Raw genomic sequence first — 24,045 nt, 5'->3', positions numbered from 1 at the left:
CGTCTTAGAAATTTAGAAGGTTATTTCAGAATAAATAGTTTTTCTGACTTCTAACTTAAACCGTTTTTTGCACCACTTCAAAAACACGTTGTCCGTCGCATTTGAGCGTTTTAGAAGGATATTTCAGTAATAATGCATAATCGTGAGTGGCCATTAAAATCGTGTTTCCGTTTCGGCTAATTTCCTGTAAAACTTCCATCACTTCTACAGAGGTTTGTGGATCTAGGTTTCCGGTAGGCTCATCGGCAAGGATCAATTCAGGATCATTTAAAAGCGCACGAGCAATGGCAACACGTTGTTGCTCCCCACCAGAAAGTTGATAAGGAAACTTAAAACCTTTGGTTTTCATGCCCACTTTCTCTAAAACAAGATCGATCTTTTGATCCATATTGCTTTTGTCTTTCCAGCCGGTAGCTTTTAGTACAAAAAGGAGATTGTCTTTAATATTACGATCTGTTAATAACTTAAAATCCTGAAAAACAATGCCCAGTTTTCTACGTAAATAAGGAATGTCTTTTTCCTTTAATTTTCTAAGATTAAAATCTACGATGGTTCCTTCACCTTCAGTTAAAGGAAGATCGCCGTAAAGCGTTTTCATAAAACTACTTTTACCGGTACCGGTTTTTCCTATCAGGTATACAAAATCTCCTTTATTTACCGTCACATCAACTTCAGAAAGTATAAGATTTTCACGCTGGTAAATTGCAGCATTTTTAAGTTCGAGAACAACGTTGGCCATAAATCAAAATTCTTTTCAGTATAAAAGCTTTTAAAGCTTATCACCCAAGATCAATACTTGGATATTCTTACAAACAGACTAAAAACTGAGGCCGAAATTATACAATTTCAGGCTTAATTTTTAGAGGAATTATAAAACACTTCGAGCTATAAAACTAAGGCTAAATATACAGTTTTAGTAGACTGGGCATATACTTTTTTTTACATTAACATAATTATAGTGTTTAATTCGCGTTTAGAATTAAAGCATTAAATTATCTTTGATTACCAAACCTAAAAAACTATAAATGACAACCGGCAAACCTTACCTAATTGTTGTTTTTCTATTGGTGGCAAGTATTGGATTTTCCCAACAGTCTGCCATTTATACCAATGATCTTGTAAAATTTAATAAGGCCTTAGAATTGTATAATAACGAGCAATATCTGGCGGCCCAAAAACTTTTTGCAGATGTTAAAGAAGAAGCAACAGACGAAAAAATAAAAGGCGATTGTGCATATTATGTTGCCAACGCCGCGGTGAGACTAAACCAGCCAGGAGCAGATGAGCTTATGGAGCGTTTTGTGTCTCGATATCCTACCAGTACCAAAACAAATTCTGCCTACCACGATGTAGCGACCTATTATTTTAATACAGGTAAATATCCACAGGCGCGTAAGTGGTACGATATGGTAAATGAAAAAAGTATGAGCCGTGCCGAGTTGGAAAAGTATTACTTCAATAAGGGATACGTTTATTTTCAGACCAACGATATGGGGCAGGCGAAAAATTACTTTAACCGTGTAATGGATTCTGAACAATATGGTGCGCAGGCAAAATATTATATTGGATATATGGCGTACGAATCTAACGATTACGACCAGGCGAACCAGTATTTTGATGAAGTAAAAGGAGACGAGCGTTACGGTCAGGATCTATCGTATTACCAGGCCGATATGAACTTTAAGCTTGGAAATTTTGAAAAAGCGATTCAGCTTGGAAAAGAGCAGCTGCCAAAATCTAATGTGATGGAAAAATCACAATTAAATAAGATCATTGGTGAGAGTTATTTCAATTTAAAACAATACGACCAGGCAATTCCTTATTTAAAAGAATATCAGGGCGTAAGAAGAAAATGGAATAACACCGATTATTACCAGTTAGGATATGCTTACTATCAGCAGGGTGATTATGTAAACGCAATTTCAGAATTCAATAAAATAATCGACGGTAAAAATGCGATCGCTCAAAATGCTTATTATCATTTGGCCCAATCGTATTTAGAATCTGGACAAAAGCAGCAGGCATTAAACGCATTTAAAAATGCCAGTGAAATGGATTTTGATGCGAAGATCAAAGAAGATGCGATGCTTAATTACGCTAAACTTGGTTATGAAATTGGTAATAGCTACGAGAGTCCTTCGAAGGTTTTAATTACGTTTTTAGAAACTTATCCAAATTCGGCTAATAAAGCTGAAGCTGAAGAATTATTGATCAACTCTTTTATTACTTCGGGGAATTTTGAAGAAGCGATGCAGCTTTTAGAAAGCAATAGAAATTTTGCAGATAAAGTAGCATATCAAAAGGTTGCTTATTTCTACGGAATACAACTTTATGAAGAAGGTGACTATTATGAAGCGATCAAGAATTTTGATAAAGCTTTAAAAGAACCTCGTGATCCAAAAATTACGGCAAAAGCAACTTATTGGAAAGCAGAAAGTGAATTCAATGTAAATAGAATTGATGATGCAATTATTGGTTATAAGGAATTTGGCGGGATGACCGCTGCTGCCGGAACCGATGAAAAAGCAGATCTGGATTACAATATTGGTTACGCATATTTTAAGAAAAATGAATATGACCGTGCGATCGAATATTTTAAAAGATACGCTGAAAATAGCCAAAATGCGTCGGCCAAAAGAAACGATGCTTATTTAAGATTAGGAGATAGTTACTTTGTGAACAGTCAGTACTGGCCAGCAATGGAATCCTATAATTCGGCCATTGCAAACGGTGTTGGTAATGCAGATTATGCAGCTTTTCAAAAAGCTATAAGCTATGGTTTTGTAGATCGTAACGAACGTAAGATCGAAGATCTTTCAGGGTTCAATAATAAATATCCAAGATCGGCTTTTCGTGATGATGCGCTTTACGAACTAGGAAATACTTATGTAGCGACCAATAATACCTCGCAGGCAATTTCTACATACGATCGTTTAATTAGAGAAGTGCCGGGAAGTGCTTTGGTTCCTAAAGCGATGCTGAGACAGGGATTAATTTATTACAACGGAAACCAAGGAGAAAAAGCCCTTTCTAAATTTAGAAAAGTAGTAAGCGATTATCCTAATACACCTGAAGCAATGGAAGCAGTTTCTACAGCAAGAAATGTTTACGTAGATCTTGGTAGAACAGATGAATATGCGAGCTGGGTTAAAAATATCGACTTTGTTGAAGTTAGTGATGCCGATTTAGATAATACAACTTACGAAGCAGCCGAAAATCAATATTTAGCGAACAATACCGCACAGGCAAAATCGAATTTTCAGAAATATTTGAAAAGTTTCCCTAACGGAATCCATGCGATCAATGCTAATTTCTACTTAGCACAATTACAGTATCGTGAAGGAAATCAGGAAGCATCGATCCCTAATTATAAATATGTGATCGATAAACCAAATAACGAGTTTACCGAACAATCTTTAGCTAGACTTTCTGAAATTTATCTTGAAAATTCACAATATCAGGAAGCGGTACCATTGTTACAGCGTTTAGAGCAGGTAGCCGGCGATGCACAGAATACGATTTATGCACAATCTAACCTAATGAAGTCTTATGACGAGATGAATCAGCCGGGACAGGCTGCAGCTTATGCAGATAAGGTGTTGGCAAACCCTGAAGCTGATAAACAAGCCAGGACCGATGCACAATTGATCGTAGCAAGATCTGCGATCAAATCTGGAAATGAAGCCAAAGCAAAAGCAGCTTATGCTGAAGTTCAGAAAACTGCAACCGGAGAATTAGCGGCAGAGGCATTGTATTATGATGCTTATTTTAAAAATAAAAGCAATAACTACGAAGCTTCAAATGCGGCAGTACAAATCTTGGCGAAAGATTTTTCAGGATATAAAAAATGGGGAGCAAAAGGATTGGTCTTAATGGCTAAAAACTTTTATGAACTTGGGGATGCGTACCAGGCAACCTATGTTTTGGATAACGTGATCAAAAATTTCAGTAAATATCCAGAAGTGGTTCAGGAAGCGCAACAGGAACTTTCCAGAATTAAAGCTGAAGAAGCAAAAACAAATTCTTCAGTACAAACCGGAAATAATTAATCCTTAAAAGGAATTCAACCTAACAACAATTTAAGAGATCATATATGAAATTTGTTTCAATAAAAAGGAGCTTGTTTTTATGTCTGTTTTTAGTAAGTGGCTTTGCTTTTGCGCAAGATCCAATAGACAGTGAAACGGTAACGGTGGTAAAACCCTATTCGCCATCGGTTAGAGAGGCTTCTAAAATAAAAGCAGTGCCGGGAAAAGCAGATTCTGTAAGCACTACAAAAAAGGCGGTGAAGTATAATATTTTCTCGGTTCCAGTAGCTTCAACCTTTACTCCGGTAAAAGGTAGAGCAACAAGAGTAGAACGTGTAAGACCACCAAAAGCTTACGATAATTATGCAAGTTTAGGATTAGGAAATTACACAAATGTTCTGGCCGAATTTTATAGCAATATCGAAGTAAACCGCGATCAGAACTTCGGAGTGTATTTGCTACATAATTCTTCCCAGGGAGGTATAGACGGAGTATTGTTAGACAATAAATTCTATGATACATCATTGAATCTTAACTACGGAAGTAAAGACCGTGATTATTCTTGGAATACCGAGCTTGGAGTGCAACATCAGTTATATAACTGGTATGGAGTTTCGGAAAATGTACCAATGACAGATGCTGAAATACTTTCTATAGATTCTCAGCAAAACTACTATTCGGTTTTTGGAGGAGGAAATATCGAACTTTATGATTCGTTCTTTAAAACTGCAGATCTTGAAATTAGACAAACCGGTGATGCTTTTGGAACTTCAGAGCAAAAAGTAGATCTAAACAGTACCTTAGAGTTTAATATCGCAGACGAGCTAATTACTACAGATGTTCAAGCGAATTTTGTAAATGGTTCTATGGATAGAATGTATGCTGAAAATGTAGAAAATAAATATACATTTTTAAATGTTGGTGTAAATCCTAGTTTGTTGATTCTAAGAAACAATTTAACGCTTAATATAGGTGCTGCATTTTTCTATGGTTTAGATACAGAAAATAGCGAAAGCAATTTCTATCTATATCCAAAAGTTACGGCAAGTTATAAGTTAGCAGGGGATTATTTTACACCTTATGCAGGTTTAGAGGGTGGACTTCAGCAAAATTCTTACTATGGTTTTGTACAACAAAATCCGTACGTTTCGCCAACTGCTATGGTAGCGCCAACAGACAATTTGTATAATTTTTACTTAGGAGCAAAAGGGAAACTAACCAACACAGTTTCTTATAACTTTAGAGGAGGTTATAATGCTGAAGATATGAAACCACTTTTCCTTAGAAACGCGTATCAACCAACAATTATGGAAGGTTACGCCTACGGAAACTCTTTTGGAGTGGTTTACGATAATTTAAAAACATTGTCTTTTTTCGCGAATCTTAGTGTAGACGTAAGTGATAACTTTAGATTAGGAATTACAGGTGAATATTTTGATTATGATACTGATGTGCAGCAGGAAGCATGGAATTTACCAAACTTTAATGCCGAGCTAACTGCAGACTATCAAATCACTGAAAAATGGTATGCTGGTGCTAACCTGTTTTTAGTGGGGGAAAGAGAAGCGATGGCAATTATGGATTATCGCCCTTCAGATGGTGGTATCGAGCTAGAACCAACAACTTTAGATAGTTATTTTGATGCTAATGCGCATGTAGGATACCGCTTTAACGATCAGCTTTCTGCATTTGTAAAAGGAAGTAACCTTTTAAATAACGATTATCAGCAATGGAGTGACTTCCAGGTGCAGGGAATTCAGGTTTTAGGAGGAGTAACTTATAAGTTCGATTATAATTAATAAGTGATATATCAATTACAAAAGGCGATCTGGCAAACAGGTCGCCTTTTTTGTTTTACTCCCTTATTGAGGGTTCAATTCTCCCAAGGCTCGCTTCGAAATTAATAAAGATTTACCTATTCATAACTCGAGGGCTTGCTCCCAGGTATTTTACTTTATTAATCCATAAAAATCCTATCTATTTTTTATATTCAATTTAAAAACTTCTTAGTTTTGCCGAACTAATTTGATAACAATAACAAAACATTGGATCATTAAAATTAACAAGTTTAGTATGTTAATTTGCATCCAAAATCGTCAATAACGTAACAGGTTTTAATGGCTAAAAAATTTAAACGTATTAACCGGGATCGTCCTTATTTAAACATCCTGGATTTTCTTGTAAAAGAAAGAACCTTCCTGGGAATCATTATGGTTGGGATTATCGTTGCCGGTATTTCTACAGGTTATGGAAGAGCTGCAATGTGGGTTGGTTTCTTTTTTGCCGCTTACGCAACCGTAGCCAATGATAGTATCCAGTCTTTAGGTACTTTTATTGAAAGTAATAAAGCTAAAAAGTGGTGGATCTTATGGCTTTTTGTTGGTTCTATTTTTTTGGTGACTGTCGCGTGGAGTTTCTTTCATTACGATGGAGATGTAACCTATCAACGGCTTTTAAATCCAGATGGGACATCAGATTATCCACATCCAGAGAAATTTAGCTTTTTCCAGATCATTGCACCACTGGTATTATTGATTCTTACCAGAATGCGAATGCCGGTTTCTACAACATTCCTTATTCTTAGTGTTTTTAGTGCAGATACCTCTGGAATAACCTCGGTAATTGGTAAAAGTTTATCGGGTTATGTGATGGCTTTTGTATTGTCGTTCGCGGTGTGGTATTTATCCTATAATGCGATTCGAAAATTCTTTAAAAGTAGAAAAGCACATACCGGTTGGATGGCTGTGCAATGGATCGTTAGTGGATCGCTTTGGGCAGTTTGGGTAATGCAGGACGGCGCAAATATCGCAGTATTCTTACCACGACATCAAAGCTTATTTCAGTTTATAATTTTTGCGACAACCATCTTTTTAGGCTTAGGATTATTATTCTATTTACGTGGTGATCGTATCCAGGAAGTAGTAAGTGAAAAATCTAGAATTTCAGATATACGAGCAGCAACTTTAGTAGATTTAACCTATGTGTTATTATTGATCTACAAATTGTTTATCAGCACCGTACCAATGAGTACCACCTGGGTTTTTCTTGGGGTAATTGGAGGTCGTGAGATCGCTATAAGTCTTGCTCGTAAGAAAAAGGGTAAAAAACATCGAAAGAAAGCTTTCAAATTAATCGCCAGAGATTTTGCTTACGCATTTTTAGGATTAATTATTTCTGTAGCCTTAGCTGCTGCTGCAAATAAAAGTATTCGTGATGCTATCTTTGCAAGTTTTATCGGGTAATTTTCTATAGAATTTCTTCAGAAAATATATAATTTCAATCAAATGCACCTTTGCTAAGGTGCATTTTTTATTTTTACAACTTATCTTAAAAAGTGAACTATGCGTAAGATTTTTACAATGTTATTTGTATCGGTTATTTTATTTTCCTGTGATTCTAAACAGAAAGTAGATCTAATTGTAACCAATGCAAAGATTTATACCGTAGATGAAGGTTTTGCTATGGCTGAAGCTTTTGCCGTAAAAAACGGTAAATTTGAAGCTGTTGGAACAACTTCAGAAATTACTTCAGCTTATGAAGCTAACGAAACTATGGATGCTGAAGGAAAAGCGGTTTATCCCGGTTTTATCGATGCTCATGCCCATTTTTATCGCTTAGGACTTCAGCAGCAAATGGTAAATCTGGTAGGAACAAAAAGCTATGAAGATATAGTGGCGAGAATCGTTGAATTTCAGCAAAAAAATAATAAATCTTACATCACCGGTGGTGGTTGGGATCAAAATGATTGGGAAGATAAAGAGTTTCCTACCAAGGATACTTTGGATAGATTATTTCCAGATACACCAATTGCTTTAAGCCGAATAGACGGTCATGCGTTACTTGTAAATCAGGCAGCTTTAGATAAAGCTGAAATTACTACAGAAACTCCCTTTGAAGGTGGTGATATCGAGCAGAAAAACGGAGAATTAACCGGAATTCTAGTGGATAATCCTATGCAATTGATTTTTGATTCGCAGCCAAAACCAACAGAAGATGAAATGGCTGAAGCTTTAATGACTGCCCAAAAAATGTGCTTTGAGTACGGTTTAACTACAGTGGTAGACGCGGGGATCGATCGTAAAGTGATCGAACTTATGGATAGTTTACAACAATATAATGATTTTAAAATGAGAATCTATGCGATGATTAGTAATACTGAAGAAAATCTGAATTTTTACCTGGACAAAGATCCTTATAAAACAGATCGTTTAAATGTGCGTTCGGTGAAGTTTTATGGCGACGGTGCTTTGGGATCTCGTGGTGCGGCTTTAAAAGAAGAATATAGCGATCGTCATGGTCATTTCGGAGCTTTGCTTTCTCCGGTAGAAACTTTTAAGGAGGTAGCGGCTAAAGTTGCAAAATCGAAGTATCAATTAAATACTCATGCTATTGGAGATTCGGCGAATTACGTAGTGCTTAAAACCTATGATTCTCTATTGAATAACGAAGCCGATAGAAGATGGCGAGTAGAGCATGCACAAATTGTAGATGAAGGAGATTTTGAATATTTCAGCAAAAATATTATTCCGTCTGTACAGCCAACACATGCCACCAGCGATATGTATTGGGCTGAAGATCGTTTGGGTGAACAACGTTTACAGGAAGGCGCTTATGCGTATAAAAAATTGTTAAATCAGGCAGGATTGGTTGCTTTGGGAACCGATTTTCCGGTAGAGCAGGTGAGTACTTTTTTAACTTTTTATGCTGCTGTAGCAAGAAAAGATACTGAAGATTATCCTGAAGGAGGCTTTATGAAAGGAGAGGCTTTATCTCGAGAAGAAACTTTAAAAGGAATGACCATTTGGGCAGCTTACGCGAATTTTGAAGAAGATGAAAAAGGAAGTATCGAGAAAGGAAAATTTGCAGATTTTATCATGTTAGATAATGATATTATGGAAGTAGAAGAAAGCGAAATTCCGAATCTAAAAGTTTTGGCTACTTACCTGAATGGAGAAAAAGTGTTTTAAGAAACAGAAAAGATTATCTTTGCTAAAATTAAAAATTAAAAAATGGATAACGGAATATACGCTAAGTTTCACACCACAAAAGGTGAGATTTTAGTAGCATTAGAATATGAAAAGGCTCCGGGAACAGTGGGGAATTTTGTAGGTCTTGCTGAAGGGAATTTAGAAAACGAAGCAAAACCACAGGGAACACCTTATTATGACGGATTAAAATTTCACCGTGTAATCCCAGATTTTATGGTACAGGGTGGTGATCCTCAGGGAACCGGTGTTGGTGGTCCTGGATATAAGTTTGATGATGAAATTCATCCAGAGCTAAAGCACGATGCGCCGGGTAAATTATCTATGGCAAACGCAGGTCCTGGAACTAACGGGAGTCAATTTTTTATTACGCATGTAGAAACTCCATGGTTAGACGGAAAGCATACTGTTTTTGGAAGTGTTGTTGAAGGTCAGGATATCGTAGATAGCATTGCACAGGGAGATAAGATCGAGAAGTTAGAAATTATTCGCGAAGGTGAAGAAGCAAAAAATTGGAATGCTGTTGAAACTTTTCGTCAGTTTAATGGTGCTAAAGCCGAGCGTGAAGCTGCAGCTCAAAAGCAACAGGAAGAATTGCTAGGGGAATTAGCTCAGGGATTCGAGAAAACCGAAAGTGGTTTGCGTTATAAGATTGAGCAAGAAGGTAACGGTAAGCAGGCAGAAAAAGGAAAAACAGTTTCTGTACATTACAAAGGACGCTTAGCTGATGGTACTGTTTTCGATTCATCTTATAAAAGAAATCAGCCATTAGAATTTCCAGTAGGAGTAGGGCACGTTATCGCTGGTTGGGACGAAGGTATTCTAAAACTGAAAGTTGGAGACCAGGCAAGATTTGTAATTCCTTCTCATCTTGGATATGGTGAGCGCGGTGCTGGTGGAGTAATTCCGCCAAATGCAACATTGATCTTTGATGTAGAATTGATGGACGTAAAATAGTCTGAAAAATTAAGCATAAAAAAAGCTGCTCGATCGAGCAGCTTTTTTTATCTCAAATTCTTATTACCAAATTAGTCCACATTTGGTTGTGGCGTTAACCTTAAATAAGGCTTAACTTCATTATATCCTTTTGGGAAAAGATCTTTAGCATCTTCGTTAGAAACAGCTGGACTAATAACAACTTCTTCGCCATGTTTCCAGTTTGCCGGAGTAGCTACTTTATGATAAGCCGTTAATTGTAAAGAATCGATAACACGAAGAATTTCTTCAAAATTTCTACCCGTACTTGGTGGATAGGTTAGCGTTAACTTTACTTTTTTGTCTGGACTAATAATAAATACAGATCTTACGGTTGCTTTATTATCTTCATTTGGATGAATCATTCCGTATAAAGAAGAAACATTTTTATCTTCATCAGCAATAATTGGATAATTAAGCTTTACTTCCTGAGTTTCCTCGATATCTTTTACCCAGCCTTTGTGAGATTCAAGATCGTCGATACTTAAAGCAATCACTTTAGTGTTACGCTTATCAAATTCTGGTTTGTAATTAGCAACAGTTCCTAACTCTGTAGTACAAACCGGAGTATAATCTGATGGGTGAGAGAATAAAACTCCCCAGCTTTCACCAAGATAGTCGTAAAAGTTTATTTTTCCTTCGGTAGTTTCAGCATCAAAATTTGGTGCGGTATCTCCTAATCTTATATTGCTCATAACTGATCTTTTTTAATTTGAATTCAAAATTAAAGAAAATCGAATTAATTAACCTAGTAAATCGATAGGATAATTATGTTTTATGAAAAGTTTAACCTGAAGTCTGTTTTTTCACAGAAAAAATAGCAGCCGATTTTATACAATTTCAGCATTAATTTTTATTCCGTGATTGGGGTTTCGCCTCCTTTGAAAATATCTGCTAAAAACTTAATACGGCTATTTTTTCAGATGATTTATGCGGTTTTCCACTTAATATTACATCCAATACTTGGTTTTTGATCTTCAGAAACTTTTTCTCCAGCCAGAATTGCGTCCATAGCATCTCTTAGATCTTTCCCGGTAACCGGTTTTTCATTTCCCGGGCGAGAATCATCTAATTGTCCTCGATAAGCCAGCTCTAAATCTTCATCAAAAAGAAAGAAATCTGGTGTGCAGGCAGCATCGTAAGCTTTTGCTACGCTTTGATCTTCGTCATACAAATAGGGGAAGGTATAAGCTTCAGATTTTGCGGTTTCTTTCATTAATTCTGGACTATCATCAGGATAATTTTCTACATCGTTACTTGAAATTGCAACGATCCCGAAACCTTTTGCCTGGTATTCTTCACCTAATCTAGCGATCTCTGGATTTACATGTTTTACAAAAGGGCAGTGGTTGCAAATAAACATGATTAATATTCCTTTTGGTCCTTTTAGAGCTTCAAGATCAAAGGTTTTATCGGTAACTGTATCGTATAATTCAAACTCTGGTGCTTTAGTGCCTAAAGCCAACATATTTGATGGTGTACGTGCCATAATTTTTTACTATAAATTTACAAATTTGTACTCTAGAATATCTAAATTTCCGTAGAAATACAAATGCTATGGAAATAAGTTGGAAAGACTTTGAAAAAGTTGAAATGCGGGTAGGAACTATCATCGAGGTGAACGAGTTCCCTGAAGCCAGAAAGCCCGCATACAAGCTGAAAATTGATTTTGGAAAACATATTGGTTTCAAAAAAACATCAGCGCAAATCACCAAAAATTATAAACCAAAAGACTTGTTAGGAAAACAGGTAATTGCGGTTGTTAATTTCCCAGATAAACAAATCGCTAATTTTATGAGTGAATGCCTGGTGATGGGAGCAGTTGGCGACCACAATGATATTACGCTTATCGAACCCGGTTTACATGTAGAGAATGGTTTAAGAATTGGATAGTTTTCTACGGAAAATGAGCTAAAATAAAGGAGTAGATCATATAAAACTGTCGGAGGGACGGATTAAGACCTGTTAAGTAATGGGTGAATGATCTACTCTTGGAATTGCAAATTACTTTTATAGATAAATTGAGCACAGCATTCTTAAGGATTATCTCTTTCTATCTTATTGAATTTGTAGATGTAGATGGTCATCATGTCTAACCGCTCTACATCCATGAAATCTCATTTTTTCGCTCTGGATTTCATTATTCTCTAAAATCGATTGTATTAAGTCTTTAGTAGCGTTTGCTGAAAACTCTAAATCTAAATTTTTTCCAAGCGTAAGGTATTTGGGGAATCATATTGCCAAGCTCCATTATTTTTACATATAGTAGTTTGATTAATTTCATTTTTTAGCGGATTTTCAGAAAAACCATATCCACTATTTGAAGGTTTCTCATTGGTTAATACCCCTTCTTTGGTTTTATACATTAATGAAATATCTAATTTTTTTCCATCGTTATGACTTAAATGTGGTAACAATGGGAATCCATCTTTGAATGGGAAATTTGCATCTAGAATAGTTAATTTTAGACCTGGATGTTTTCTAGAAATTGAATTGCCGATATTCTTTATAATGCCATTTAACTCTGGACGAACGTAATTTCTATTCGCTATTTTATAGAAAACCGAATGTAATTCGACATTCTGAGATTCTTTTATTTTTTCTCTACCGAAGTGTGGAGCAATAGTTGGAATTATTAGAAATGTTGAAAGAGCGTAAAGAATAGGAAACACAAATAGTTGAAGTATTCTCTTATTTCTTCTTATTAGTGTAATTGAAGCTAAATAGATAATTCCCCCAACCTGTGTTAGAATTGTAAGAAAGATAAATATTATAAAATGGAAAATAATCTTCATTACTTTGGTAAGCAGATATTAATTATAGCGAGCTTATTTTCCTCGTTATAATAATGTACAATATACTTATCTGGAATAGTCCAAAAATCATAAAGCATTGTAGAGTAATCAAAGATAAAACTTTCAATTTTTGTTTAATATCTCAGTTCATGATAAGTGTTTTCTTTTATATACAAGCCTTGCGAATAATGCTAGAATTATTAAGTTTCCAATTAACGAAATATGACTGCTGATCTCAACATATTTATTGATCAAGGCAGAGGTTATTTTAACTGTCAAGCATAGAAAACCAACGAAGTACAATAGCTTTAGAATTAGAGGTTCACTTTTTAAAAACTTACTGCTGGCATTCATTAAGAAGATTATTTTGATAAATATAGAGCTTTAAAATATTGTATTTTCCTGCCTGGCAATGCCAAACTCCATATTTCAGCTTTAGTTATAATAGTTTTATCCACAAGCCTTTTGCCATCAACGTAAGTGCGGTATATCAAACTATACGATACTATTAGAATACTAAAAATGACAGAATTTATGAACTCTAGTCGAACCAGATAAATTAATAGCGCTAAGGGAGCGATAGTTGCGAAATAGTAAAAATATATATTCTTCATATAGCTTTGAAACAGTTACTAATATAATCAATAATAGTGTTGTGTATAGAGCTTAAGATACGCTTTTTTGTAATAACGATTAAAATTTCACCAGTTTCATAAATTATCGCTACCATTGGTGAGCGTGTTTTTATCAATTAGTTCATCAATGGTTTTTAAGTCTGGATTTCGTCCTAAAACTGTAAAATTTGTAATTTAAAACAGGAAGATAATTTTTTTTCATATCTGCTTCTTTCCGCGGCCTAACAACTATCAATCATCGATCATTCTTTTCCTGATCTTCAAGCAGCTTTCTTATGTCTTTTTTATTTCCGTAGATCACCATGATATCGCCTTTATAAAGCTTGGTATCTGCCGAAGCTACACCTTTTATATTCGTGATCTTTTTAGCGCAGCCCAGATCGTTTTTACCTTCGGTAACCTTCATGGTTGTTAAAATGATCAGGTCATAATCTTCCCTAAAGCGTATTTCTTGCAATGTTCGATCGTGGTATTCCTCGGGCACCTGAACTTCAACAATGCTGTAATCTTCATTAAGCTCAAAACTATCTACCACGCCTCGCATATTCAGTTTTTTCGCCCAACGCTCGGCAGTTTCTTCTTCAGGATGAATAATCTCATCTACGCCCATTGCTTCCAAAACCATTTCCTGTAAGCCCTGTTGCGCACGGCTAATTAAGCGCTTTACATTCAGTTTTTTCATTAATGCCGTTGTCATTACATTGGCTCCCTGGTTTTCACCAATGGCAACCACGACAACATCTGTATCTCTTAGGGGTAGATTAGACACTGCGGCAGATTCTGTCGCATCAAGATTAATGGCATGCGTAATTTTATCTTTAATGGCTTCGATGCGATCCATGCGAAGATCTACACCAATAACTTCGTTATTCAGGGCAGTTAGCTTTTGTGCCAACGAAGAACCAAAGTTTCCTAATCCAATAATGATATATTTCATAATGCTATTAGTTTATTAAAACTTCCTCTGTAGGGAATTTGTAATTCAAATGTTTTACATCTGCTAAAAAGGCGGCCATAACGGTAAGCATACTTACTCTTCCAGCAAACATGGTAATAATTATTACGATCTTAGATGCGCTGGAAAAATCTGGAGTAATTCCCAAACTTAATCCAACGGTACTGTAAGCCGAAATACATTCGAAAGCGACATCCAGTAAGTGCATGTTAGGATCAAAATAAGAGATCATTAAAATTGATAATCCCACAAATAGCATCGATAAGCTCATGATAGAAAAAGCTCTACGCAACGAATTATTTGCGATTTCACGATTGTAAACTTCTACACGGTCCTTCCCTTTAGCTAAGCTTAAAAAATTGAGTGTAGCAATTGCAATGGTACTAGTTTTAATACCGCCACCTGTAGATCCTGGAGAAGCACCAACCCACATCAAAAACATAATGACCATAATGGTCGAAAAGTTAAGAGCGCTCATGTCGACCGAATTAAAACCTGCGGTTCTTGGGGTAGATGATCCAAAAAAGGAGGTAGTTAGTTTTCCGAAGAAATTGTAATCCTGTAACGTATTATTCCATTCAAAGAACATAAAGAAAAGCATTCCCCCAATGAGCAAAACTGCCGTGGTTACTAAAACAATTCTAGAATTCAGGTTTAAAACCCAAGGCATATTTACCGGTTGGTCGGGACGTTTAAAAATTAGTAAATTCTTTTTAATGAAATATCTACAATATTTGTAAATGTTCAGTACAATAGGAAATCCCAAACCACCAAGAATAAATAATACTGAAAGAATGATATGAAGTGGGAAATTAAAGCGATATTCTGGTTGATACATGCTGTATTCTAAAGTAGAGAATCCTGCATTACAAAAGCCTGAAATTGTATGGAAAACTGAAAAGAAAATTTGATCCCCTACGGTTTCAAATAATTTTGGATCTAAACTTAGATAAATTAAAAGAGCGCCTATGAACTCAAATACAAAAGTGATGAACAAGATTTTTTTTAATGCTGAAAAAACTTCACCTAGAGTTTCAGAATCAGTGACATTTTTCATCATTAATTGATTTTCGTAGGAAGTGCTTCCGCGGAAAAAATAACTGAAATAACTGGCAAAGGTCATAATCCCAAGTCCACCAAGTTGAATCAAAACCAATAGGATCGTTTGCCCAAAAAGCGTAAAATAGCTACCGGTGTCTACTACGATAAGACCGGTTACACACACAGCACTTGTTGAAGTAAATAGGGCATCTAAAAATGATATTCCGTCATGAGTCGCTTTTGGAAGCATAAGGCACAGCGTTCCTAAAAGAATAAGGATTAGAAAACTTATGATAAACAGCTGAGCAGGATTTAGAATTTCGCGATTTATTTTCAATTCGAATCTCGAAAATTCTCGTATAAAGTAAATGATGATGGCCAGGTAGATCCAGCCCATTTTATTAAAGAACTCGAAAATAGCGACACTTTCCCTAATCGTATCGATCTGCGCAACCGCTAAAAGTGTAAAGAGGGAAAATATGATCGTATCGAAGACTCGTACTTTTTTAGGAAAACGCTCATTGGCAATAAAATATCGTAAAGCGATAGAAGGAATACCAATGAGAAGTGTGATAAAATAGAAAGTTCTAATTTCAATTTCGACAAATTTTTCGTGAGAAAAACCTAAATCGAAAATAATTGCAATTACTGCAAAAAAACTTAGCCAAAAAGAGAATCTTCTTAGGTACTTTAAAATCGTATATTTACTCATACACTACTGAAGTTGTAGTAAAATTCAGTTCCGTTGGGTGTAGATCGAAGTTACGCTACACGCTAAAATATAGCGCAAGATAAAGAGAAAAGCATAGACTAGGAGAAAGATTATTTTAAATAAAACCCAAAATTTACACGATAATCGGGTCTCAAACCAAATTGGTCATTTTGTTTTAAGCTCTTTTAAACTAATGAAAATAGAAATTAGAGCACCAGAGATTTAAAACTTGCCCGAATAAAAAAGGCAGCTGTTTTAAAAACAACTGCCTTTTTATCGAATATCAATTAGATATAAAGTAGTTTTTCTAGAACGTAATTACATATGATCACCAAAGAAAATAGCATTCATTAAAAGCTTATTGGTGCCGTACCAAAATGCTCTAAAGTTTGTATTATCTGTAAAATAGATCACGTTTCCTCTTCCAAAACCGCCGGTTTTAAAAGGTACAGTGTTTTTAATATCCTCACTTTTTTCTTCGCTTATATAACCACTAAGTAAAGGATCGTTGGTATATTGGATGGGATTGTTATAACTCTGCTCGTCTGCTTCAACAAAAATGCTTGTATTTCTAAAAAGCGCCAGCTTATCATTTTTATATCCAAAATTAATAGGATGAGAACGATCTAACTCGGCTTCAAAAATAGCACCGTTAATTCCCTGTGCTCCGTAGAAATCTCTTTGCTGTTCAAAACTAATGTTTTTAGCGTCGATTCGGTTATTGATCGTTTTAATATTCAACAGGTCATTAGCACTCAGGTAGCGTGAAGCATTTCTATAGGCGATCAAAGTTCCGCCATTTCTTATCCAGGTTTTAAGTTTTTCGGTATCATTTTTATCCAGTGCAGATCCCCAGCTGTTCACCATAATAATATCGGTATAGCGGCTAAGATCGGCACGACCAAAATTGCGTGTATTCAATTTTGTAACTTTAATATCGTAGCGCTGGTCGAATAAATGCCATATCTCTCCTGCATCATAAGGAGTAATGCCTTCGCCAACTAAAAGAGCGATTTCTTGTTTTTCTAACGGAAGAAAAAAGCGGCTACCAAGATTAATTCCTGAAGTTAAACCAGTACCCACGGCATCAATCTCGATATTAGCAGTTTCAGAAACATTTTTTATAAAATCAAAAAGTTCATCTTTATCTAGTTTTTGATTCTGAACCGGGATCATAATGCTTCCGTAGTCATATTCTTTATTTTTAGTGCCGAATTTTTTCATGGCAACGCTGGCTCTTAAGCCTTTGTTTAAGATCATATTCAGCGCTTTTGGAGCATTGTAGTCATGCCATTCCATTACGTAAGCATATTCGCTCTTTTCTACGGAAGGAACTGCTGGTTTTTGCAGTTCATCAATGGCATCTCCTGCATTGCTTAAAGAGGCATCGCTGGTATAATCTACATTGAAAGCAAGCGGAAACGTCCATGCTGAAATATCATAAAATAAGCTGTCCTCAAACGTGGTTCTTTTCTCTAACATAGCTTCGACCAGGCGATGTTGTCTTTGATTCTTCGGAATAATATATGCTGAACCCGGCTTATAGGTTTTGCCATTTTCGCTGAATTCCTCGTTTACCGGATGAATTTCGATTTGATGCCTTTTCATGATTTCAGCTAAATGATAAGCAGAAGTGGCATCTTTTTCACTTCCAAAAGCCCAGGCACCTTTAGCGGCAGAGTTTCGAGCGTTTTTATAAAAATCACGCTGATAATTCAACAATTTCACCCTCATGTTCTTTGCGGCTTCTAAAGTAGAAAGTGCTGCGGTGAATTGATTTCTAATAGTGAAAGGAAAAGTTAATAATCCATTATCGGTTTCCTGTGCATGCCCGCGAGAACTGGCCTGCTCGAACAAGATTCCAATACTTCCGTTAATATCGGGGAAGGTAGAACCTTTTCCGTAGTAAAAGTCATCGTAGCTTTCTTCAGTAAAATAAAAGCTGCCCAATTTATCGAAAGCTGCAGCGTGATATTTCCCGATCTCCTGAGTAAGTTCCTGGTTAAGGTCTGGCGTTAAAGGATGCGTTCTCGACGGAATCCCAGGTTGAAAGAAAAATGAAGAATTAGAACCCATTTCATGGTGATCTGTAAGAATATTAGGATACCATCTATGGAAGGTTTTAATTCTTGCTCTGGATTCTGGTAATTGTGCCGGTAGCCAGTCACGGTTTAAGTCAAACCAGTAGTGATTGGTTCTTCCGCCTGGCCAAACTTCGTCGTATTCGCGATCTTGCGGATCTGCATTGATATTAGCACTACGATTAGTGTTTGCCCAATAGGCGAAACGCTGCAATCCATCTGGATTAAAAGAAGGGTCAAAAAGAATAATGGTATTGTCTAATAATTCTTCGATTTCATCACCTTCAGCTGCAGCTAAATAGTAAGCGGCAAGTAGCGCGGCATTGGTTCCGCTAGGTTCGTTCCCATGAATCGAGAATCCCTGGTTTACCACAATAGGCATGTTCTCAGTATTTATATCTTCAGAGCCTTCTTCAACTAAAGCTTTATGATCTTGCTGAATTTGGTCGATATTCTGAATATTTTCTTCAGAAGAAATGGTAAGCAGTAAAAGCGGTCTTCCTTCGTAAGTAGTACCACGGTTTTCTATGCTGATGCGGGGGGAAACTTCAGCAAGTTTAGTCATATAATTTACTAATCTATCGTGGCTAATGTGATATTGCCCTGGCACAAATCCAATAACATCCTGTGGTTTTGGAATATCGGCATTGTAGGTAATGTTCTTTGGTAAATAGTAATCCAAGCTCAAAGTATCGAAATCCTGAGCCTGAAAACTAATGCTTGAAATAAGAAAAAAGAGAATAAAAATTTTTTTCATAGTTTAAAATTTTGAGGTATAAAATAAAAAAAACCGCCTCTGGTTGGGAGGCGGTTAACAATTTAAGAGTAATTTTTTAGATATCGTCAAAGCTTACATCAGTAAAATTTTCTGGAGCAGTTTTGGTTTCTACTGCACCGGTACCTTCGTAAGAAGGTTTAAAGTCTTTTTGATGACGTTCGCTTATCACTTCTTCACCTTTTTCGTCCAGAATAAAATCTGTCATTTCCTGTAGGATTTCTGTAAAACCGGCAAAATCTTCTTTGTAAAGGTAAATTTTGTGTTTTTTGTAATAGAAAGATCCGTCGTCGTTGGTGAATTTTTTACTTTCTGTGATGGTTAGGTAATAGTCGTTGGCACGAGTCGCTCTCACATCAAAGAAATAAGTTCTTCTTCCCGCTCTTAGTACTTTAGAGAATATTTCTTCTTTCTCCATCAATCCCTTGTCGCTCATAAAATATAATTCTTTAAATGGTTTAGTAAAGTTGCCCTCAAAAATCTAAAAAAAATTAACATCTTACAAGAAATTTTCACATTTCTTTCTCATTTAACTGTTTTGCGTACAGTTCTTTATAATATCCGTCTGTTTTGATTAATTCTTCGTGAGTGCCCTGTTGTACGATATTTCCGTCTTCAAGAATAATTATTTTATCTGCATTTTTTGCTGAAGAAATTCTGTGACTCACAATAATAGTCGTTTTATCACGAGATATTTTGAAAAGATTGCTAAGAATTGCCTCTTCGGTTTCAGTATCTACAGCTGAAAGACAATCGTCGAAAAGCAGGATTTGCGGATTTTGAATAATCGCCCTGGCAATAGAAACTCGCTGTTTTTGCCCGCCAGATAAGGTGATTCCTCGTTCACCAAGAACGGTGTCGTAACCTTTGCTAAAATTCTGGATATTTTTGTGTACAGAAGCTGTTTTAGCGGCTTCGATCACATCTTGATCTGTCGCGTTTTCTTTACCGAATTTGATGTTGTTTCTAATCGAATCGCTAAATAAGAAGGCATCTTGCGGCACGTATCCAATATTTCTTCTAAGGCTATCAAGATTCAGGTTTTTTACATTCTTACCATCAACTTCTATAGCGCCATCTTCCACATCATAAAGTCGGCCAATAAGATCGAGAACCGTAGATTTACCAGATCCGGTTTTACCAATAATGGCCAAGGTTTCTCCTTGATTTACTTCAAAAGAGATATTTTTTAAAGCCGTGATATTGGTGTCTTCATAAGTGAAAGTTACATTCTTAAATGTGACTTTACCTTTTATCTGGTCTTCAGTTTCTTTATGATTTTTAATTTCTGGATCACTATCTAAAAATTCATTGATACGTTCTTGTGAAGCTTCGGCTTGCTTTACCAAAGAAGTAACCCATCCAATAGAAGCTACAGGCCAGGTTAACATATTTACGTAAAGTAGAAACTCTACAATCACACCAAGATTGTCGATTTGGCCGGTGATATACTGGCGCCCACCAACGTAAATTACAAGGACATTACTTATTCCGATAAGTAAAACCATGAGCGGAAAGAAAAATGCCTGAACTTTTACAAGATCGATATTTTTATCCCTGCTCGAATTCGAAAGTTCTGTAAAGTTGTTGTCGGTTTGTTGTTCTAAACCATAAGATTTTATAACAGCAATTCCACTGAAACTTTCTTGGGTAAAGGTGTTTAATTTCGATAAATATTGCTGAACAATTGTGCTTCGCTTTTGTATTGCTACACTTAACTTATAGATTGCAAAACTCAAAATAGGAAGTGGGATTACAGTGTAAAGTGTAAGCACTGGTGCTGCCTGTAACATAAAGATCAATACCACAATGGTAGAAGTAAGCGTAGTAACCGTATACATAATTGCCGGCCCTAAATACATTCTTACTTTAGTGACATCTTCACTAATACGGTTCATTAGATCGCCGGTACGATTCTTTTTATAAAAATTAAGCGACAATTCCTGATAGTGTTTGTAAACTACATTTTTAAGATCATACTCGATATGACGAGAAACCACAATAAAAGTTTGCCGCATAAGAAAAGTGAAAAATGCCGAAATTAAAGTGGTTCCTACCAACAGCAGGATATTCTGAATCAATTCTGCTTTAAAAGCATCATAATTGGTGAGTTCTCCATTCAGGTATTGTTGTATGGCATCTGTAGAATTTCCTACAAGAGGTATAAAGTACAAACCAAAGATCCGGGAGATGATCGTTACTACCAATCCCAGAAGCAGTTTCCATTTATATTTTATAAAGAATTTATTGAGCGTTCTTAAATGTTTCATTCTTAAAAAAGATCTCTAATTTTAAGGATATCATATTTTAACCAAATTTTAATGGTGTAAAATTAAAATATTCTTATTTTTGTGCCGTAATTTTATGGATAATTAAAAATGACATTAATATAAAACCCGCAAATTTATGCAAGTTGATGTTTTAAATGCTAAAGAACTTAAAAAAGCTGCACCAGTTTTTGGACAGCTTTCGTTCGATAATCATGAACAGGTTGTTTTTTGTAACGACAAAGATACAGGATTAAAAGCAATAATAGGTATTCATAACACAGTTTTGGGGCCAGCTTTAGGCGGTACCAGAATGTGGAATTATACCAGCGAGTGGGAAGCATTAAATGATGTATTGCGTTTATCTCGTGGGATGACGTTTAAAAGTGCGATCACAGGTTTAAACCTTGGTGGAGGTAAAGCAGTGATTATTGGTGATGCTAAAACCCAAAAGACTCCAGAGTTAATGATGAAGTTTGGTGAGTATGTAGATTCTCTTGGAGGAAAATATATAACTGCTGAAGATGTTGGGATGGAAACTGCAGATATGGATTTGGTAAGAGATGTAACTCCTTATGTAACCGGTATTTCTGAAGAAAGAGGAGGATCGGGAAATCCATCGCCAGTTACTGCCTACGGTGTTTTTATGGGAATAAAAGCCGCTGCTAAATATCAGTTTGGTACAGATGAGTTAGAAGGTCGTTCTGTGTTGGTACAGGGAATTGGTCACGTTGGCGAAACCTTAGTGGAATATCTAACTAACGACGGAGCTAAAGTATACATTAGTGATATTAGCGAAGAGCGTTTACAGGAAGTTCGCAATAAATATGGTGCGATTATTTTTGATGAAGCAGATGTTTATAGCGCTCATGTAGATATTTATGCTCCTTGTGCCTTAGGGGCAACAATTAACGATGATACCGTAAACCGTTTAAACTGTAAAGTTGTAGCCGGTGCTGCCAACAATCAATTATATGATGAGGTAAAACATGGGCAAATTTTACGTGAACGCGGAATTGTTTATGCACCAGATTTTCTAATTAATGCCGGTGGAATTATAAATGTGTATGCTGAATTAGAAAAATACAGCAGACAGGATATTATGACGAAGACTGAAAATATCTACAATACTACTTTGCAAATCCTTGAAACTGCGGCAAAAGAAGACATGACAACTCACTTTGCAGCGCTTAAAATTGCCAAGCAAAGAATTGAAGATAGAAAAAAATCAAGTTTGAAGTAGCCAGAATCAAAATATTGGTATTTTTGCAGGGCGAAAGAATAATCTTTCGCCCTTTTTAAATTCTAAAAAAGTTCTTTTACAGTTATGTTGACAAGAAGACATATTCGAGTTAAGGTAATGCAGTCCTTATACGCATTCAACCAAAGTGAAAATGACAATCTTGCGAGCGAGGAGAAATTCCTGCTAAAAAGCATGGAAGAGATGTACGATCTTTTTGTGCTTCAGCTAAGTTTGTTAACCGAAATTAAAGCGCATGCCGAAACTTTTTTAGAACGTTCCCAACAAAAACATCTCGCAACACAGGAAGATAAAGATCCTAACAGGAAGTTTGTTCAGAATTCAGTTTTTGAAATTTTAGAACAAAACACCCAATTAGAGCAAATTATCGACGATCGTAAACTTAATCACTGGAAGTTTGACGATGAGTATGTTGCAATTTTATGGAACGAGATTAAAGAAAGTGACGCATTTGCAGATTACATGGAAACGAGAGATAACTCGTTTAAAGAGGATAAAGATTTTATTCTTGCCATCTTTAAAAAGGTAATTGCGCCAAATGACAAGATCTACGATTATTTTGAAGATAAAAAACTTACCTGGTTAGATGATCTTCCTTTAGTAAATACGGCGGTGGTAAAAATGCTTCAGAAATTGAAGGAAACAGCTTCGCCAGAGGATAAACTTCCTAAGCTTTTTAAATCTATAGATGATAAAGAGTTTGCAGTGAATCTTTTCAGAAAAACATATTTAAAAGATGCGAAGCTTTCCGAAGAAATGCAGGGAAAAACACCAAACTGGGATAAAGATAGGATTGCCGAGATCGATACAGTGCTTATTAAAATGGCGATCTGCGAGTTCTTAGAATTTCCATCGATTCCGGTGAAAGTTACAATTAACGAATATCTGGAGATCAGTAAAGAATACAGTACCCCAAAAAGTAGTATTTTTATAAACGGTATTTTGGATAAACTTTCAAAAGAATATAAAACCGACGGGAAATTAAATAAAATAGGGCGCGGCCTTATGTAGTCTAGATTTTTTCTTAATTTTAAACCTCAAATTTATACATATTATGAAAAAAGGAATTTTATTAATAGCAGCAGTAGGAACTATGTTCTTTACTTCCTGCAAGGATGCTGGAAGCAGCGCTTCAGAAAAAGTGAAAGCTGAAAACGTAGATGCAGCAGCAGCACGTGATTCTAAAGCAACTGTATATCCAGAGCTATCATTCGATGAAACTGAGTTCGATTTTGGGAACATTCCTCAAGGAGAGCCAGTAGAACATGTATTTACTTTTACAAATACTGGTAGAGCGCCATTAGTAATTACTAATGCAAAAAGTACTTGTGGATGTACTGTGCCAGAATATCATAAAAACGAATCTATCCAGCCAGGAGAAACAGGTGAAATGCTTGTAAAATACAATGGTTCTGGTAGAGGACAGGTTCAAAAAACAGTAACCATTTCTGCCAATACAGAAAATGGGCAAGAGCAAATAAAAATTAAAGCTTTTGTAGAAGCAGAGAACGCAAGCTAAATAGCGAGAATTAAAT

General features: G+C 35.9%; 18 protein-coding genes. 9 read left to right on the top strand and 9 right to left on the bottom strand.

Features of this window, described 5'->3' with window-relative positions; translation table 11 throughout:
• Window positions 1-55 precede the first annotated feature (55 nt).
• A complete protein-coding gene (locus tag INR75_RS19510; RefSeq protein WP_084840975.1) occupies window positions 56-739 on the bottom strand; it encodes a cell division ATP-binding protein FtsE in 684 nt (227 codons plus the stop codon).
• A 286-nt stretch (window positions 740-1,025) separates the two neighbouring features.
• Between INR75_RS19510 and INR75_RS19505 the strand changes: the two genes are divergently transcribed.
• From INR75_RS19505 to INR75_RS19485, 5 genes are all read left to right on the top strand, one after another.
• Window positions 1,026-4,049 carry a tetratricopeptide repeat protein gene (locus INR75_RS19505; RefSeq protein ID WP_223090130.1) on the top strand — a complete coding sequence of 1,008 codons (3,024 nt, stop codon included), beginning with the start codon at window positions 1,026-1,028 and terminating at the stop codon, window positions 4,047-4,049.
• Window positions 4,050-4,093: 44 nt separating this feature from the next.
• Window positions 4,094-5,827 carry a TonB-dependent receptor gene (locus INR75_RS19500; RefSeq protein WP_092543463.1) on the top strand — a complete coding sequence of 578 codons (1,734 nt, stop codon included), beginning with the start codon at window positions 4,094-4,096 and terminating at the stop codon, window positions 5,825-5,827.
• A 318-nt stretch (window positions 5,828-6,145) separates the two neighbouring features.
• Window positions 6,146-7,270, top strand: coding sequence for a hypothetical protein (locus tag INR75_RS19495; RefSeq protein ID WP_092543461.1), 1,125 nt, complete (start codon window positions 6,146-6,148; stop codon window positions 7,268-7,270).
• Between the two features lie 99 nt (window positions 7,271-7,369).
• Window positions 7,370-8,995, top strand: a complete 1,626-nt coding sequence (locus tag INR75_RS19490; protein ID WP_223090129.1) for an amidohydrolase — start codon at window positions 7,370-7,372, stop codon at window positions 8,993-8,995.
• Between the two features lie 42 nt (window positions 8,996-9,037).
• Window positions 9,038-9,970, top strand: a complete 933-nt coding sequence (locus INR75_RS19485) for a peptidylprolyl isomerase (RefSeq protein ID WP_223090128.1) — start codon at window positions 9,038-9,040, stop codon at window positions 9,968-9,970.
• Between the two features lie 71 nt (window positions 9,971-10,041).
• On the opposite strand, the gene INR75_RS19480 is transcribed toward INR75_RS19485, so the two are convergent.
• Both INR75_RS19480 and INR75_RS19475 read right to left on the bottom strand, forming a co-directional pair.
• Window positions 10,042-10,683 carry a peroxiredoxin gene (locus tag INR75_RS19480; protein WP_084840969.1) on the bottom strand — a complete coding sequence of 214 codons (642 nt, stop codon included), beginning with the start codon at window positions 10,681-10,683 and terminating at the stop codon, window positions 10,042-10,044.
• A gap of 233 nt (window positions 10,684-10,916) precedes the next feature.
• The gene (locus INR75_RS19475; RefSeq protein WP_223090127.1) at window positions 10,917-11,477 is read right to left on the bottom strand and encodes a thioredoxin family protein; all 561 of its coding nucleotides are present in this window, start codon (window positions 11,475-11,477) and stop codon (window positions 10,917-10,919) included.
• A gap of 68 nt (window positions 11,478-11,545) precedes the next feature.
• Between INR75_RS19475 and INR75_RS19470 the strand changes: the two genes are divergently transcribed.
• Window positions 11,546-11,881, top strand: a complete 336-nt coding sequence (locus INR75_RS19470) for a tRNA-binding protein (RefSeq protein ID WP_223090126.1) — start codon at window positions 11,546-11,548, stop codon at window positions 11,879-11,881.
• 305 nt (window positions 11,882-12,186) lie between these two features.
• Here the strand turns inward: INR75_RS19470 and INR75_RS19465 are convergent, their stop codons facing one another.
• The 6 genes from INR75_RS19465 to INR75_RS19440 all read right to left on the bottom strand — a co-directional run bounded on the left by INR75_RS19465 (window position 12,187) and on the right by INR75_RS19440 (window position 21,252).
• Window positions 12,187-12,783 carry a hypothetical protein gene (locus tag INR75_RS19465; RefSeq protein WP_255584596.1) on the bottom strand — a complete coding sequence of 199 codons (597 nt, stop codon included), beginning with the start codon at window positions 12,781-12,783 and terminating at the stop codon, window positions 12,187-12,189.
• A gap of 870 nt (window positions 12,784-13,653) precedes the next feature.
• The gene (locus tag INR75_RS19460) at window positions 13,654-14,355 is read right to left on the bottom strand and encodes a TrkA family potassium uptake protein (RefSeq protein ID WP_223090125.1); all 702 of its coding nucleotides are present in this window, start codon (window positions 14,353-14,355) and stop codon (window positions 13,654-13,656) included.
• 7 nt (window positions 14,356-14,362) lie between these two features.
• Window positions 14,363-16,126 (bottom strand): TrkH family potassium uptake protein, encoded by a 1,764-nt coding sequence (locus INR75_RS19455; RefSeq protein ID WP_223090124.1) that lies wholly within the window; start codon window positions 16,124-16,126, stop codon window positions 14,363-14,365.
• A gap of 318 nt (window positions 16,127-16,444) precedes the next feature.
• Window positions 16,445-18,964 (bottom strand): M14 family zinc carboxypeptidase, encoded by a 2,520-nt coding sequence (locus INR75_RS19450; protein ID WP_223090123.1) that lies wholly within the window; start codon window positions 18,962-18,964, stop codon window positions 16,445-16,447.
• A gap of 76 nt (window positions 18,965-19,040) precedes the next feature.
• Entirely contained in the window at window positions 19,041-19,418 is a 378-nt protein-coding gene (locus INR75_RS19445) for a PUR family DNA/RNA-binding protein (protein WP_092543443.1), read from the bottom strand.
• Window positions 19,419-19,494: 76 nt separating this feature from the next.
• Window positions 19,495-21,252, bottom strand: a complete 1,758-nt coding sequence (locus INR75_RS19440; RefSeq protein ID WP_223090122.1) for an ABC transporter ATP-binding protein — start codon at window positions 21,250-21,252, stop codon at window positions 19,495-19,497.
• A gap of 136 nt (window positions 21,253-21,388) precedes the next feature.
• Here INR75_RS19440 and INR75_RS19435 point away from each other — a divergent pair, with 136 nt between their 5' ends.
• The 3 genes from INR75_RS19435 (at window position 21,389) to INR75_RS19425 (ending at window position 24,029) form a co-directional block, all read left to right on the top strand.
• Complete coding sequence (locus INR75_RS19435) at window positions 21,389-22,492, top strand: Glu/Leu/Phe/Val dehydrogenase (RefSeq protein WP_223090121.1); 1,104 nt, start codon at window positions 21,389-21,391, stop codon at window positions 22,490-22,492.
• 84 nt (window positions 22,493-22,576) lie between these two features.
• A complete protein-coding gene (locus tag INR75_RS19430; RefSeq protein ID WP_223090120.1) occupies window positions 22,577-23,521 on the top strand; it encodes a transcription antitermination protein NusB in 945 nt (314 codons plus the stop codon).
• Between the two features lie 43 nt (window positions 23,522-23,564).
• Window positions 23,565-24,029 carry a DUF1573 domain-containing protein gene (locus tag INR75_RS19425; RefSeq protein WP_092543435.1) on the top strand — a complete coding sequence of 155 codons (465 nt, stop codon included), beginning with the start codon at window positions 23,565-23,567 and terminating at the stop codon, window positions 24,027-24,029.
• Window positions 24,030-24,045 lie beyond the last annotated feature (16 nt).

Origin of the sequence: Zunongwangia sp. SCSIO 43204, assembly GCF_019904275.1 — a bacterium.
Taxonomy (GTDB): Bacteria; Bacteroidota; Bacteroidia; order Flavobacteriales; family Flavobacteriaceae; genus Zunongwangia; species Zunongwangia mangrovi.
The sequence above is the reverse complement of the archived record's forward strand: the minus strand, read 5'-3'. Positions and strand labels throughout refer to the sequence as shown.

Excerpts from the sequence above, each read along its gene's own strand:
- INR75_RS19455 (WP_223090124.1), bottom strand. The coding sequence starts at position 16,126 with ATGAGTAAATATACGATTTTAAAGTACCTAAGAAGATTCTCTTTTTGG.
- INR75_RS19460 (WP_223090125.1), bottom strand. The coding sequence starts at position 14,355 with ATGAAATATATCATTATTGGATTAGGAAACTTTGGTTCTTCGTTGGCA.
- INR75_RS19465 (WP_255584596.1), bottom strand. The coding sequence starts at position 12,783 with ATGAAGATTATTTTCCATTTTATAATATTTATCTTTCTTACAATTCTA.
- INR75_RS19475 (WP_223090127.1), bottom strand. The coding sequence starts at position 11,477 with ATGGCACGTACACCATCAAATATGTTGGCTTTAGGCACTAAAGCACCA.
- INR75_RS19445 (WP_092543443.1), bottom strand. The coding sequence starts at position 19,418 with ATGAGCGACAAGGGATTGATGGAGAAAGAAGAAATATTCTCTAAAGTA.
- INR75_RS19505 (WP_223090130.1), top strand. The coding sequence starts at position 1,026 with ATGACAACCGGCAAACCTTACCTAATTGTTGTTTTTCTATTGGTGGCA.
- INR75_RS19440 (WP_223090122.1), bottom strand. The coding sequence starts at position 21,252 with ATGAAACATTTAAGAACGCTCAATAAATTCTTTATAAAATATAAATGG.
- INR75_RS19435 (WP_223090121.1), top strand. The coding sequence starts at position 21,389 with ATGCAAGTTGATGTTTTAAATGCTAAAGAACTTAAAAAAGCTGCACCA.
- INR75_RS19490 (WP_223090129.1), top strand. The coding sequence starts at position 7,370 with ATGCGTAAGATTTTTACAATGTTATTTGTATCGGTTATTTTATTTTCC.
- INR75_RS19480 (WP_084840969.1), bottom strand. The coding sequence starts at position 10,683 with ATGAGCAATATAAGATTAGGAGATACCGCACCAAATTTTGATGCTGAA.
- INR75_RS19470 (WP_223090126.1), top strand. The coding sequence starts at position 11,546 with ATGGAAATAAGTTGGAAAGACTTTGAAAAAGTTGAAATGCGGGTAGGA.
- INR75_RS19430 (WP_223090120.1), top strand. The coding sequence starts at position 22,577 with ATGTTGACAAGAAGACATATTCGAGTTAAGGTAATGCAGTCCTTATAC.
- INR75_RS19450 (WP_223090123.1), bottom strand. The coding sequence starts at position 18,964 with ATGAAAAAAATTTTTATTCTCTTTTTTCTTATTTCAAGCATTAGTTTT.
- INR75_RS19510 (WP_084840975.1), bottom strand. The coding sequence starts at position 739 with ATGGCCAACGTTGTTCTCGAACTTAAAAATGCTGCAATTTACCAGCGT.
- INR75_RS19425 (WP_092543435.1), top strand. The coding sequence starts at position 23,565 with ATGAAAAAAGGAATTTTATTAATAGCAGCAGTAGGAACTATGTTCTTT.
- INR75_RS19500 (WP_092543463.1), top strand. The coding sequence starts at position 4,094 with ATGAAATTTGTTTCAATAAAAAGGAGCTTGTTTTTATGTCTGTTTTTA.
- INR75_RS19485 (WP_223090128.1), top strand. The coding sequence starts at position 9,038 with ATGGATAACGGAATATACGCTAAGTTTCACACCACAAAAGGTGAGATT.
- INR75_RS19495 (WP_092543461.1), top strand. The coding sequence starts at position 6,146 with ATGGCTAAAAAATTTAAACGTATTAACCGGGATCGTCCTTATTTAAAC.